12 protein-coding genes and 1 pseudogene are annotated in these 13,211 nt (G+C 72.3%); 4 read left to right on the top strand and 9 right to left on the bottom strand.

All coding sequences use genetic code 11. The features are described from left to right. Window positions 1–534: pseudogene (locus tag KBB57_RS14205) on the top strand (hypothetical protein); the annotation flags it as partial. 74 nt (window positions 535–608) lie between these two features. Here KBB57_RS14205 and ispG read toward each other — a convergent pair. Together ispG and KBB57_RS14195 are read right to left on the bottom strand one after the other, a co-directional pair. Then, entirely contained in the window at window positions 609–1,754 is a 1,146-nt protein-coding gene (gene ispG / locus KBB57_RS14200; protein ID WP_290751395.1) for a flavodoxin-dependent (E)-4-hydroxy-3-methylbut-2-enyl-diphosphate synthase, read from the bottom strand. A gap of 70 nt (window positions 1,755–1,824) precedes the next feature. Next, entirely contained in the window at window positions 1,825–3,021 is a 1,197-nt protein-coding gene (locus tag KBB57_RS14195; RefSeq protein ID WP_367272700.1) for an MFS transporter, read from the bottom strand. Between the two features lie 151 nt (window positions 3,022–3,172). Here KBB57_RS14195 and KBB57_RS14190 point away from each other — a divergent pair, with 151 nt between their 5' ends. Then, entirely contained in the window at window positions 3,173–3,973 is an 801-nt protein-coding gene (locus KBB57_RS14190) for a helix-turn-helix domain-containing protein (protein ID WP_290751390.1), read from the top strand. A 121-nt stretch (window positions 3,974–4,094) separates the two neighbouring features. Here the strand turns inward: KBB57_RS14190 and KBB57_RS14185 are convergent, their stop codons facing one another. The 4 genes from KBB57_RS14185 to KBB57_RS14170 all read right to left on the bottom strand — a co-directional run bounded on the left by KBB57_RS14185 (window position 4,095) and on the right by KBB57_RS14170 (window position 6,826). Beyond that, window positions 4,095–5,267, bottom strand: a complete 1,173-nt coding sequence (locus KBB57_RS14185; RefSeq protein ID WP_290751388.1) for a helix-turn-helix domain-containing protein — start codon at window positions 5,265–5,267, stop codon at window positions 4,095–4,097. A 211-nt stretch (window positions 5,268–5,478) separates the two neighbouring features. Continuing rightward, entirely contained in the window at window positions 5,479–5,988 is a 510-nt protein-coding gene (locus KBB57_RS14180; protein ID WP_290751386.1) for a MarR family winged helix-turn-helix transcriptional regulator, read from the bottom strand. A 107-nt stretch (window positions 5,989–6,095) separates the two neighbouring features. Further along, window positions 6,096–6,377 carry a succinate dehydrogenase assembly factor 2 gene (locus KBB57_RS14175; protein WP_290751382.1) on the bottom strand — a complete coding sequence of 94 codons (282 nt, stop codon included), beginning with the start codon at window positions 6,375–6,377 and terminating at the stop codon, window positions 6,096–6,098. A gap of 191 nt (window positions 6,378–6,568) precedes the next feature. After that, window positions 6,569–6,826 (bottom strand): hypothetical protein, encoded by a 258-nt coding sequence (locus tag KBB57_RS14170; RefSeq protein WP_290751380.1) that lies wholly within the window; start codon window positions 6,824–6,826, stop codon window positions 6,569–6,571. A gap of 232 nt (window positions 6,827–7,058) precedes the next feature. Here KBB57_RS14170 and infC point away from each other — a divergent pair, with 232 nt between their 5' ends. Both infC and KBB57_RS14160 read left to right on the top strand, forming a co-directional pair. After that, window positions 7,059–7,604 (top strand): translation initiation factor IF-3, encoded by a 546-nt coding sequence (gene infC, locus KBB57_RS14165; protein WP_367272699.1) that lies wholly within the window; start codon window positions 7,059–7,061, stop codon window positions 7,602–7,604. A gap of 97 nt (window positions 7,605–7,701) precedes the next feature. Next, entirely contained in the window at window positions 7,702–8,586 is an 885-nt protein-coding gene (locus KBB57_RS14160) for a lysophospholipid acyltransferase family protein (protein WP_290751375.1), read from the top strand. A gap of 289 nt (window positions 8,587–8,875) precedes the next feature. Here the strand turns inward: KBB57_RS14160 and KBB57_RS14155 are convergent, their stop codons facing one another. The 3 genes from KBB57_RS14155 to glmS all read right to left on the bottom strand — a co-directional run bounded on the left by KBB57_RS14155 (window position 8,876) and on the right by glmS (window position 13,211). Beyond that, window positions 8,876–9,739: an SMP-30/gluconolactonase/LRE family protein gene (locus tag KBB57_RS14155; protein WP_290751373.1), complete on the bottom strand. Its 864-nt coding sequence runs from the start codon at window positions 9,737–9,739 to the stop codon at window positions 8,876–8,878. Continuing rightward, window positions 9,739–10,623, bottom strand: a complete 885-nt coding sequence (gene purU / locus KBB57_RS14150) for a formyltetrahydrofolate deformylase (RefSeq protein WP_290751371.1) — start codon at window positions 10,621–10,623, stop codon at window positions 9,739–9,741. Before purU ends, KBB57_RS14155 begins: the two co-directional genes overlap by 1 nt. A 767-nt stretch (window positions 10,624–11,390) precedes the next feature. Beyond that, entirely contained in the window at window positions 11,391–13,211 is a 1,821-nt protein-coding gene (glmS, locus tag KBB57_RS14145; RefSeq protein WP_290751369.1) for a glutamine--fructose-6-phosphate transaminase (isomerizing), read from the bottom strand.

The raw sequence follows: 13,211 nt of genomic DNA, 5'->3' as shown, positions 1-13,211 counted from the left end.
GAGCGCATGGAGGCCGGCCCCCCGCCCGACCTCCGGGACGGCCCTCCGCTCGCGGAGCGCGCCGACGCCGGTCCGCGCCCCCACCTCCGGGAACCCGCCGCCCCCGCGCAGCCCGCCCCGGCCACCCCGCGCCCCGACCTCGGGGAAATCCCTGCGCCCGCGGAGCCCTTCGCGGCCAGCCCGCGCCCCGAGCCCGCCCGCCCTGCGCCCGCGCCGCGACCCGAGCAGCGGCTCGACCCCGCGCCCGCGCGGCCCGCCGAGGCGCCGGCGACGCCGCTGCGGCCCCGGCATTCCGACCGCCCGGCCCCGCCCCCGGCGGTGATCCCCGAGCCGCCGCTCCGCCGCCGCGGCGGCGCCGCCGGCTTCCTGCTGGCGCTGGCGCTCGCCGCCGCGGCGACGGCGGCCTACCGCAACGCCGAGCCGCTCGCCGCCCGCCTCCCGGCCGCCGGATCCGCCCTCGACGCCTATGCGGAGCGCGTCGACGCCGCGCGCCTCTGGATCGAGACGACGCGCGACCGCCTCACCGGCTCCTGACCGGCGCTCATATTATCGCAACAATATCAAATAGATAATCAGCGTCCTACTGCGGGACGCCCCGCCCCGGGGCCTTACTCCGCCGCCTGCCCCGCGACGGCGGCCTCGGCCGCCCGCTCCGCCTCGATCTCCGCCGCCTTGCGCTCGACCAGCTCGACGATGTGGTCGATCATCCCGGCATTGCCGAGCTTGTGGTGCTGCCGGCCCGCCAGGTAGACCATCCCCGCCCCGGCCCCGCCGCCGGTGAAGCCGACGTCCGTCATCAGCGCCTCGCCCGGCCCGTTGACCACGCAGCCGATGATCGAGAGCGACATCGGCGTCTTCACGTGCTCCAGCCGCTTCTCGAGGATCTCCACCGTGCGGATCACGTCGAACCCCTGCCGCGCGCAGGACGGGCAGGAGATGATGTTCACCCCCCGATGCCGGAGCCCCAGCGCCTTCAGGATCTCGAACCCGACCTTCACCTCCTCGACCGGATCGGCCGAGAGCGACACCCGCAGCGTGTCGCCGATCCCCATCCACAGCAGGCTGCCGAGCCCCACCGCCGACTTCACCGTCCCGCCGACGAACCCGCCCGCCTCGGTGATCCCGAGATGGATCGGCGCGTCCGTCGCCTCCGCCAGCGCCTGATAGGCCGCGGCGGCGAGGAACACGTCCGACGCCTTCACGCTGATCTTGAACTCGCGGAAGTCGTTGTCCTCGAGGATGCGGATATGGTCGAGCCCGCTCTCCACCATCGCGTCGGGGCAGGGCTCGCCGTACTTCTCCAGCAGATGCTTCTCCAGGCTCCCGGCGTTCACCCCGATCCGCATCGAGCAGCCGTGGTCCTTCGCCGCCCGGATCACCTCACGCACCCGCTCGGCCGAGCCGATGTTGCCCGGGTTGATCCTGAGGCACGCCGCCCCCGCCTCGGCCGACTCGATCGCCCGGCGATAGTGGAAATGGATGTCCGCGACGATCGGCACCGGGCTCTCGCGCACGATCTCGCGCAGCGCCCGGGACGACTCCTCGTCCGGCACCGAGACGCGCACGATGTCCGCCCCGGCCTCGGCGCAGCGCAGCACCTGCTCGATCGTCGCCTTCGCGTCCGTGGTCGGCGTGTTCGTCATCGTCTGAACGCTGATCGGCGCGCCGCCGCCCACCGGCACCGGGCCGACATGGATGCGCCGGCTCTCGCGCCGGTCGATGTTGCGCCAGGGGCGGATCGGGTTGTGCGACATGGCTCCTTCCGCGGCGACCGCGACGCGGCGCAACATAGGCCGCGCCGCGCCGCATGTCACCCCGGCGGCGTCACCCCAGCGGCGGCCGGGGGATGCGCGGCAACAGGATCGTGAAGAGCCCGAGCAGCGGCAGGAACGAGCAGAGCTTGTAGACGAAGGCGATGCCGTGGCTGTCCGCGAGCCCGCCGAGCGCCGCCGCCCCGAGCCCGCCCGCCCCGAAGGCGAAGCCGAAGAACACGCCCCCGACCAGCCCGACCCGCCCGGGCAGCAGCTCCTGCGCGAAGACGACGATCGCCGGGAACGCCGAGGCGAGGACGAGGCCGATCACCACGACCAGCACGCCCGTCCAGAACAGCGACGCATAGGGCAGCAGCAGCGCGAAGGGGATCACCCCGAGGATCGAGAGCCAGATCACGAACCGCGCCCCGAACCGGTCGCCGATCGGCCCGCCCATGAAGACGCCGACCGCGGCCGAGCCGAGGAACAGGAACAGGAACAGCTGCGCGTCCCGGGTCGAGAGGGCGAACTGGTCCATCAGGTAGAAGATGAAGTAGCTCGACAGGCTCGCCATGTAGACGTTCTTGGTGACCGTCAGCAGGACGAGGATCGCCACCGTCCACTGCACCTGCCGCGACGGCAGCGGCAACGCCTTGCTCGGCGCCGCCCGCCCGGCATGGGCGCGGCGATGCGCGGAATACCAGCCGCCGACGCGGGTCAGCGTGACGATGCCCACCATGGCGATCGCCGCGAACCACGCGACGCTCGGCTGGCCGAACGGCAGCACGACGAAGGCGGCGAGCAGCGGCCCGACGGCATGGCCGACATTGCCCCCGACCTGGAAGAACGACTGGGCGAAGCCATGCCGTCCGCCCGAGGCGAGACGCGCGACCCGGCTCGCCTCGGGGTGGAAGACGGCGGAGCCGAGCCCGATCAGGCAGGCCGCCAGCACCAGCATCGCGTAGTCATGCGCATGGCCGAGCAGGATCAGCCCGAAGAAGCTGCTGGTCATGCCGACGGGCAGCGAATACGGGGCCGGCCAGCGGTCGGTGACGAGCCCGACCACCGGCTGCAGGAGCGACGCCGTCACCTGGAAGGCGAAGGTCAGCAGGCCGATCTGCACGAAGTCGAGCGAATAGTTGACCTTCAGCAACGGATAGAGCGACGCCAGCAGCGACTGCATGATGTCGTTCAGCATGTGGCAGAAGCTCACCGCCACCAGGATCGACAGCGCAGTCCTCTCGTAGCGGGGCTGCCCGCCGGCAAGCACGTCGGCCAACTCGTTCACTCCGGATTTGCGGGCGCGTCCGCCCACGCTGAATCGGCGCGGGCCGGGGCCTGCGCCGAAGAGGAGATAGCGCAGTTGCCCGCGGCCGTCTTTCGTGCTCTGGTCTAATATCTTCGCGATCGGGCCAAACAGGATGTCCCCGACCCCCTCCCGCATCCAGCGCGTCGAGCGCGCCGACGCGGTGCTGCACCTCCTCGACGAGCAGGCCCCCGCGGGCTACCGCGCGCCGCGCCACAGCCACGACCGCACGCAGTTCCTCTGCGTCTTCGCCGGCCTCGCCGCAGTGACGACGGATCGCGGCCGCTGGATGGTGCCGCCCGGCCATGCCCTGCGCATCCCCCACGGGCTGGAGCACGAGGTCGACATGCTGAGCGAGGTCGACGTGACCTCGCTCTACCTGCCGCCGCGCGGCGACGAGCCCGAGGACGAGGCCCCGACCGTGCGGGCGATCTCGCCGCTGGCCCGCGGCCTGATCGAGGAGGCGATTCGCCTCGGCGACGCGCCCGAGGGCGACCGCAAGACCCGGCTCGTCTACGCCCTCCTCGCCGAGGAGGCGGCCGCCCTGCCGGTGCGCCCGCTCGGCCTGCCCTTCCCCTCCGACCGCCGCCTCGCCGCGCTCTGCCGCGCCTTCATGCGCGATCCCTCGGCGGAGGTCCGCATCGACGACTGGGCGGCCGAGCTCGCCATGAGCCGGCGCACCTTCACCCGCTTCTTCGCCCGCCAGACCGGGGCCGGCTTCGCCACCTGGCGCCAGCAGGCGAGCATCTTCGCGAGCCTGCCCCACCTCGCCGCCGGCGAGCCGGTGTCGCGCGTCGCCATGCGCGCCGGCTACGGCAACGTCTCCGCCTTCACCACGATGTTCCGCCGGATGCTCGGCGCCGCCCCCCGCGACTACGTCCGCGCCCGCCGCGCCGACAGCCCCGCCGCAGGCTGAAAGCGCCCGCCTTCGCCGCGCAATAAAACTGCCAGCTTTTTATTCGTGCTTTAATCCAATGGATTCACCCATGTCCCATTGTGGGACGCCCCCCGCCGGGATTCCGCGGAGGAGGACCCGCCTAGCGGATCACGGCCGCCTGCGCCACCGGCTCGACCGCCCGCGCGATCGACTCCGGCACCTCGGCGACCACCCCGAACCGCTCCGCCAGCGCCGCCGGCTCCAGCGGCACGTCGCGCACCGCGCGGGTGCCGCTGCCGAGCGGCCCGCGCAGCTCCTGCCCGAGCCGGACATAGACCGAGCCGGAGTTCCCCGCCCAGATCATCGGATCGACGAGATCGGGCGGCAGCGCATAGCTCTCCCCGGTCTCGAGGATGCGCTCGAAGACCACGGTCTTGTCGGCGAGGTAGACCCGCACCCAGGCCGCCCGCTCCGCGACGATGGTGACCGCCGGCTGCCCCGCCGCCACGTCCGCCGCCGCCCTCGCCGGCGCGCCGACCACCGCCGGCTGCGGCCCGAACGGCGCCCCGGCGCCCGGCGTGGCCCCGGCGACCGGAACCGGCCGCGGCGCGGCGTCGGCCGCCGCGAGCAGGCCGACGCTGTCGGGATCGAGCGCCGCGATCGGCCCGTCGCGCGGGGCCAGAATCGGCACCTCCAGCTCCTGGCTCCGGTAGAGTTCCGCGAGCGCCGTCGCCGCCACCGGCTTCGCGAGCTCCGTCAGCTCCGGCTCCACCAGTGCCGCCGTCTCCGGCGCCGCGAGCGGCGGCGCCGAGGCGAGCGCGATGGGCGCCTCCTCCACCGGGGCGAACTGCACCCGCTGGATGTTCTGCAGCACGGTCCAGCCGCCCCAGCCGAGCGCCCCCACCACCGCCGCCAGCACCACGAGCGACCCGAGCGCCGACAGCGGCACCGCCGTCAGCCCCCGCCGCCGCGGCTCCGCCAGCGGAAAGTCCGGCCGGAACCCGCCGCTCGCCTTCCCCGGCCGCGGCGCCTCCCGCCCGGCGGCCGGCTTCGCCCCGAGCCCGACCGGGTTGCGAAAGCCGCTGTCGGCGCAGAACCGCCCGTAGACCTCGTCCGCGTCGAGCCCGAGATAGCGGGCATAGGCCCGCACGTAGCCCGGCACGAAGCTCGGATTCGGGAACACGCCCGGATCGGTGTTCTCGATCGCCGAGATGTAGACCGCCTTGATCCGCAGGTCGCGCTGCACGTCGAGCAGCGACCGGCCGAGCGTGGCCCGCTCGCCGCGCAGCTCGTCCCCTATCGGGAAGTCGAAGGCGCCGCGGGCAGCGTTCATGCCGGGACTCGTATTCATGCGATCGCCTGCGGGATCCTGCGCTCGTGCCTGACGTTTATGGGGATCGCACCGAATCGCCGACGCAAATCCCTGTTTCCTCGCAGGTTATCACCATTGCGGGGGGATAGTCAGCCGGCGCGCGTCATGGTTGAGCAAACTTTCCCGCGGCCGACCGCCGGGCCACACCCGGCCGGTCCCCGCGGGCGCAGGCTCAGTAGATGTAGCGGATCTGGTCGGTCCAGTAATGCTCCATCCGGCGCAGGCTCGCGTTGATGTCCGCGAGCCGCATCTCGCCCAGCACCTCGCGGCCGAGGATGCCCGCGGCGTGGCGCTGGAACAGGTCCGCGATGATCGTGCGGATATGCCGCCCCTTGTCGGTCAGCCGCACCCGCACGGCCCGCCGGTCCACCTCGCAGCGCTGGTGGTGCATGTAGCCGCACTCGACCAGCTTCTTGAGGTTGTAGCTGACGTTGGAGCCTTGGTAGTAGCCCCGCGTCTTCAGCTCGCCCGCCGTCACCTCGTTGTCGCCGACATTGAAGAGCAGCAGCGCCTGGACCGAGTTGATGTCGATGATGCCGAGCCGCTCGAACTCGTCCTTGACGACGTCGAGCAGCAGGCGGTGCAGGCGTTCGACCATGGACAGCGTCTCGAGATAGGAGCCGAGGAACTCGCCGTCCAGGACAGGTTCGGGAACCTTCGCCACCGAGGCGTGCACGCTCATGATCTCTCTCCGCATGACCCTGTGCCCGGACCGTTGCTCAGATTCATATACAACCCGTTAACGCCGACCCTGCCGACGCAGCTTTCGCCCCATGCCGCCGCCTCCGCTCACCCCGTGCCGTGAAAGGCGGCAATACGCCCGACGATTCCGTCGAAGCGGGAGGGCTGTCCGCAGTTGCGGCTAATCCAGAGATATAGGTCCTGGTCGTTCTCTAGCAACAGAGATTCAAATGCGTCGAGTTCGTCGGACGAAAGTCGTCCGAGTTCGGCGTCGGCGAAGCCGCCGAGCAGCAGGTCGGTCTCGCGCATTCCCCGCCGCCAGGCCCGCAGCCGCAGCCGCTTGAGCCGCACCAGGGCCTCGCTGATCTCGTCGGGAAGGTCGTGCGGCACGGGCCTCGCTCCTGTTGCGCGGCATGTTGGGGAACCCCAAGACGCCGCCGAAGTCGACGCACGCCGGGCCCCCGTCCATGGCCTTCCTCGCCAACGCGCCGTTGCGCGTCAAGCCGTCGCCCCCCGTGGCCATACCCTGCGCGCCCGACACGGCCCGCTTCCGGCCGTCGCCGCGGCGGCGGGCGACCTCCTCAGTTGTTCGCGGGCGCCGGAGCCGCCGGGGCCGCAGGCTCCCCCTCCACCGCGTCCTTGACCGCCTCGCCCGCGGCCTCGGCCGCGTCGCCGGTCGCCTCGGCGGCCTCGCCCGCCGCGGTCGCGGCGTCCTCCGCCGCATTCTCCACCGCCACGCCGGCCTTCTCCGCCGCGGCCTGGGGGTCCTGCCCTCCGAAGCCGAGGTAGAGCGCCAGCGCGATCAGGACGGCGCCCGCGATCAGGATCAGAATGCGCATCGCGCTCTCCCAAGACATGCGTTGCGGGCGCCTGCGCGCCCCTCGCGCGAACTGAGAGCCGAGCCCCCCGGGCGATGCAACTGAAATCGCCCCCCGCCCCGAACCCGGCCCCGCAGCGTGGCGCCGCCGCCGCGGCCTCTTCACTTGCCCCGGCGATTGCCCTATTGTGCGCGCTCCGTGGCGCAGGGTGCCCCGGTTTTTGTCCGAGCAACGATCGAAGGACCTGAAGGCCATAGCTCGCAGACCTCACAACGCGCCGCCCACGCGCGACACCGGCCCCCGCGTCAACGAACGCATCCGCGCCCCCGAGATCCGCCTCATCGGCGCCGAGGGCGAGAACATCGGCCTGATCACGCCCGAGCGGGCGATGCTCCTCGCCGAGCAGGCGGGCCTCGACCTCGTCGAGATCTCGCCGAACGCGACGCCGCCCGTCGCCAAGATCATGGATTTCGGAAAGTACAAGTACGAAACCCAGAAAAAGGAATCCGAGGCCCGCAAGAAGCAGAAGGTCATCGAGATCAAGGAGATCAAGTTCCGCCCCAACACGGACACGCATGACTACGAGGTCAAGATGCGCTCCGTGATGAAGTTCCTCGAGGGCGGCGACAAGGTCAAGATCACGCTGCGCTTCCGCGGCCGCGAGATGGCCCATGCCGACCTGGGCCGCAAGCTCCTCGAGCGCGTCGCCCAGGACGTCAGCGAGCTTGGCAAGGTCGAGGCCATCCCCCGGCTCGAGGGCCGGCAGATGGTCATGATGATCAACCCCGTCCGCCACTGAGCCGGACGGGCGACCGCCGACGCGGCCGCGACGCCATGACCCGCCTCCCCCGACATCGCCCTCGCGCCACGGCCCCGGCCGTGGCGGGCGGCTGAGCATGGCCCGGCGCGGCCGCCCCGTCGCCGAGGCGCTCGCCTTCGCGCCGGCGGCGCTGACCCTCGGCATCGTGCGGCTGCTGCCGTGGCGGGCGCGCCTCGGCCTCGGCGGCTGGCTCGGCCGGCGCATCGTCCTCGGCCTGCCGAAGCTCCGCGGCCGGGTCGACGCCAACCTGCGCTACGTGATGCCGGAGCTCGACGCCGCCGCCCGCCGCGGCGTCGCCGGCGCGGTCGGCGACAGCTTCGGCCGCACCTTTGTCGAGACCTTCTGCATGGCCGACTTCCAGGCGGCGCGCACCTGGATCGCGCCGACCGGCCCGGGGGCCGAGGCGGTGCTCGCCGCGGCGCGCGAGGGCCGCCCGGCGATCCTCGTCAGCGGCCATCTCGGCCAGTGGGAGGCCGGCCGCGCCTGGCTGAAGGCGACCTGCGGCGAGGCCGCCGGCGTCTACCGCCCGCTCAACAACCGCTGGCTCGAGCCGATCTACCGCCGCCAGCTCGAGATCGGCGGCCGGCCGATGCTCGCCAAGGGCGGCCCCGGCCTGCGCGGGCTCGTCACCCACCTCCGCGCGGGCGGCATCGCGGCGATCCTCATCGACCAGTACGACCGCCGCGCGCCCCGCCTCGACTTCCTCGGCCGCCCCGCGCCCACGCTGACGCTGACCGCCGAGCTCGCGCTCAAGCTCGGCGCGGCGCTCGTTCCCGGCTACGGCGTGCGCCAGCCCGACGGCGTCCACGTGGCGATCCACCTCGATCCCCCGGTCCCGCACACCACGGCCGAGGAGATGATGCAGGTCGTCAACGACAGCCTCGCCGCCCAGGTCCGCGCGCACCCCGGCCAATACCTCTGGCTCCACCGCCGCTGGACCAAGGACCTCGACCCGACCTGACCCGGCCGCAAGGCGGCGACGCCTGCTCCCCGAGCGGCAAGGTCCGTCCCGCGACGGCGCCCGCCGGGTGACATGCGCATGTCACCCGGCTCGACGCGGAGAGATAGCGGCGGGGACGGCGGAACCTCGAAGTGAGTCACACGGCGCCGCGAAATGCGCCGCTGATAACGATGCAATGATTTTCATCGTTTATATTCAAAATATTTCGAAATATACTTGCGCGGAAATTGCAGCTACCGGGCGACGCGGCCCCGCCCCCCTCAATCAACGGCAATGACCCAACCGACTGCTACAGAACCACCGCCGGCTCCGCCCGCCCCCGCGCGTCGACCCGACGCGCGAAGGTCATCCCGGCCGCCGGCTCCGCCTCGCGCGCGGCTTCGTCCATGCCCTCCTGCGCCGAAGTGACGAAGAGCGTGGCGAGATCGGCCCCGCCGAAGGCCGGGCAGGTCAGCCGCGACGCCGCGAACGCCTCCTCGTGCAGCAGCCGCCCGTCGCGCCCGTAGCACGCCACAAGCGACGACTCCCATTGCGCGTTCCAGAACCGCCCCTCGGCGTCGATCACCGCGCCGTCGGGATGCCGCCCCGTGCCGGCGAGCGCCAGCCAGACCTCCGCCTCCCCCGCCGGCCAGCCGCTCGCCGGGTCGAGCCGCTGCCGCCAGACGTTCCCCGCCCGCGTGTCGGCGAAGAACCCGAGCTCCGCCTCCGCATCGAAGCAGATCGCGTTCGGGACCGACAGCCCCGGCCGCAGCCGGCGCAGCTCGCCCCGCCAGTAGCGCCACAGCGAGCCGGCGCCGTCCTCGGCCCGCTTGCCCATCGTGCCGAACCAGAATCCGCCCCAGGGATCCGCGCGCCCGTCGTTCGACCGGAGCCGCGGCCCCTCCTCCGGCGGCATCGCCGCCACCCGCTCCCGCTCGCCGGTCGGGATCGCGAACCGCCAGAGCCCGCCCTCGCCCGCGACGAGCAGGTGGTCGCGGTCGATCCACCCCGCCGCCGACACCTGCTCGCCGAAATCCCAGGCCCGCTCCGCCGCGCCCTCGCGGCCGAGGAGCGCGCGCCCGTGGATGTCGAGCCAGAAGAGCTGCCCCCGCTCCGGGTGCCAGAGCGCCCCCTCGCCGAGCTCGCAGCGCCGCGCGTCGAGAACGTCCTCCATCACCCCATCCGCTCCGAGGCGTAGGAGCCGGGCGAGGCGGGAAACACCACCGTCTTGTTGCCGTTGAGGAACGAGCGCCGGTGGATATGCGCGTGGATCGCCCGGGCGAGCACCGAGGCCTCGACGTCGCGCCCGAGGCTCACGTAGTCCTCCGGCGACTGCGCATGGGTCACCCGCACGGTGTCCTGCTCGATGATCGGCCCCTCGTCGAGGTCGGCCGTCACGTAATGCGCGGTCGCCCCGATCAGCTTCACCCCGCGCTCGAAGGCCTGCCGGTAGGGGTTCGCCCCCTTGAAGCTCGGCAGGAACGAGTGGTGGATGTTGATGATCCGCCCCGACATCCGGGCGCAGAGCCCGTCCGACAGCACCTGCATGTAGCGGGCGAGCACGATCAGCTCCGCCCCCGTCTCCTCGACCAGCTCCATCAGCCGCGCCTCGGCCTGCGGCTTGTTGTCGCGGGTGACGCGGATGTGGTGGAAGGGCACGTCGTGGTTCGCCACCGCCTTCTGGTAGGTCATGTGGTTCGACGCGACCCCGACGAGATCGACCGGCAGCGCCCCGATCCGCCAGCGATAGAGCAGGTCGTTCAGGCAATGCCCGAAGTTCGAGACCATGATGAGCGTCCGCACCCGCTCCGCCTCGCCATGGATCGCCCAGTCCATGGCGAAGGGCCCGGCCACCGCCGGGAACCCCTCGCGCAGCGCGTCGAGCGTCGCGCCGGTCTCGGCGACGAACGAGATGCGGGTGAAGAACTTGCCCGTCTCGCGGTCGTCGAACTGCGCGGCGTCGGTGATGTTGCAGCCGCGCTCGGCGAGGTAGGTCGAGATCGCCGCCACGATGCCGCGGCGGGAGGGGCATTGCACGGTCAGGACATGGGAGTTCACGCGGATCACCGGATCGAGGAGGCCGACGCCCCCTATAGCCGACCCGCCGCCCCCGCGCGACCCGCCCGCGACCTCCGGCGCCCCGAACGCGCCCTCGTGAGGACCGCCGCAGACCCACGCCGCCGAAGACCCTCCCGAAGCCCCCCGGGACGCGCCCTGCCCGCGGCCCGGCGGCGCCCGCGCCCGCCGCCCCGGCGCTCGCCGCGGGCGCCACGTCCTGGAGTGTGAAGCGGCAGGGCCTTGCACGGGATCCGCCGGGTGCATGAGCCGCCAGACCGTGACGCTCTGAACGGGCGTCCGGGCTAGCGAATTCACGCTTCTCCTCCAGCCGCCATGGACCGAACGACAGGAAGCCGACAGCCGACCGAAGCGGGCTCCGCCCGCGAGGCTGCGGCGCGACAAGCGAAAGCACGGCTTTCGCCGCGCCGACGACCGGAGCGCATTGGCGCGGAGGTCGTCAGGGGTGAAGATTTCCCCGTCGCGCGCAATCCGTCCGTGAGCGCCCCCCGCAGGGGCGATCGCGGACGGATTTGTCACGGGTCAAATCCGTCGGGCTTCGACGTCGCGGCCCATTCCTCCCGATCCGTGGCTTCAGCCGGGATGTGTGAATGCCGTAGACGTCCGGGAGGCGATCTGCACCTGGCAGGGCCCGGTGGGCGGACTCCCGGCAGAAGGCAGGAAGTCCTCCAGCCAGCCGACCCGGATTGCCTGCCAGATGACGCCGAGGATAGGGCCGCTCAGGGTCAGGGCTATCCCGGACCCCGCGGCTATTCCACCGTGACCGACTTCGCGAGGTTGCGCGGCTGGTCGACGTCGGTGCCCTTCAGCACCGCGGCATGATAGGCGAGGAGCTGGACCGGCGCCGCGTAGAGGATCGGCGCGACGAACGGGTCGCAGGCCGGCAGCGCCAGCACCTCGCCCACCTCCTCCGCCACCCGCGCCGCGCCGGCGGAATCCGAGAGCAGCGCCACCGGCCCGCCGCGCGCCATCACCTCGTGGATGTTCGAAACCGTCTTGTCGAAGAGCGCGTCCGAGGGCGCGAGCGCGATCACCGGCGTCTCCTCGTCGACGAGCGCGATCGGCCCGTGCTTCAGCTCGCCCGCCGCATAACCCTCGGCGTGGATGTAGCTGATCTCCTTCAGCTTCAGCGCCCCCTCCAGCGCCAGCGGATACATCGCGCCCCGCCCGATGAAGAGCACGTCCCGCGCCCGCGACACCGACCGCGCGATCTCCGCGACCCGCGCCTCCTGCGCCAGCGCCTGCGCCATCAGCCCCGGCAGGCTCCCGAGCGCCGCCGCGAGCCGCGCCTCCTCCGCCGCATCGATCGTGCCCCGCGCCCGCCCCGCCGCGATGGCGAGGACCGCGAGCACCAGCAGCTGGCAGGTGAACGCCTTGGTCGAGGCGACCCCGATCTCCGGCCCGGCGAGGATCGGCAGCGCCAGCTCGCTCTCCCGCGCGATGGTCGAGCTCGGCACGTTGACGATCGAGAGCACCCGCGCCCCCTGCGACCGCACGTAGCGCAGCGCCGCCAGCGTGTCCGCCGTCTCGCCCGACTGGCTGACGAAGATCCCCATCGCGCCCGCCCCGAGCGGCGGCTCGCGATAGCGGAATTCCGAGGCCACCTCGATCTCGACCGGCAGCCGCGCCACGCCCTCGAACCAGTATTTCGCCACGTGGCACGCGTAGTGCGCCGTCCCGCAGGCGACCAGCGACAGCCGCTCCACCCCGGAGAGATCGAGCCCCTCCGGCAGCGACACCCGGTCCCGCGACGGCGCGAGATACTTGCCGAGCGCGTTCCCGAGCGCCGTCGGCTGCTCGTGGATCTCCTTGGCCATGAAGTGCTTGTAGGGCCCCTTCTCGACCGAGAACGCCTCCGCCGGCGTCGACTGCACCTCGCGCTCCACCCGCGCCCCGGCCGCGTCGAAGATCTCCGCGCCCGCCCGGGTGACCCGCGCATGGTCCCCCTCCTCCAGATAGGCGATGCGGCTCGTCAGCGGCCCCAGCGCCAGCGCGTCGGAGCCCACGTACATCTCCCCCTCGCCATAGCCGATGGCGAGCGGCGAGCCCTTGCGCGCGACGATCAGCAGGTCGTCCTCGCCCTCGAACAGGAAGACGAGCGCGAACGCGCCCTCCAGCCGCCCCAGCGCCGCCCGCACCGCCGCCAGCGGATCGCCGCCGTTGCCCAGCGCCCGGTCGACGAGATGCGCCACCACCTCCGTGTCGGTCTCGCTCTCGAAGACCCGCCCCTCCGCCTCCATCTCGGCGCGGAGCGCCCGGAAATTCTCCACGATCCCGTTATGCACCACCGCCACCCGCCCCGCGACATGGGGATGCGCGTTGCGGATCGAGGGCGCGCCATGCGTCGCCCAGCGCGTATGCCCGACCCCGGCATGGCCGCGGACCGGATCCTCCACCAGCAGGTCCGACAGCGCGATCAGCTTCCCCAGCGCCCGCCGCCGCCCCAGCCGCCCCTCGTGGACCGTGGCGATCCCGGCGCTGTCGTAGCCGCGATACTCCAGCCGCTTCAGCGACTCGAGGATCAGCGGCGCCACCTCGTGCCGGCCGAGCATCCCGACGATGCCGCACAT

It is taken from the genome of Amaricoccus sp., from assembly GCF_017993425.1.
In the GTDB taxonomy this organism is placed as follows: Bacteria; Pseudomonadota; Alphaproteobacteria; order Rhodobacterales; family Rhodobacteraceae; genus Amaricoccus.
Note: the sequence above shows the minus strand (reverse complement) of the source record. Positions and strands in the feature narration are given on the sequence as shown.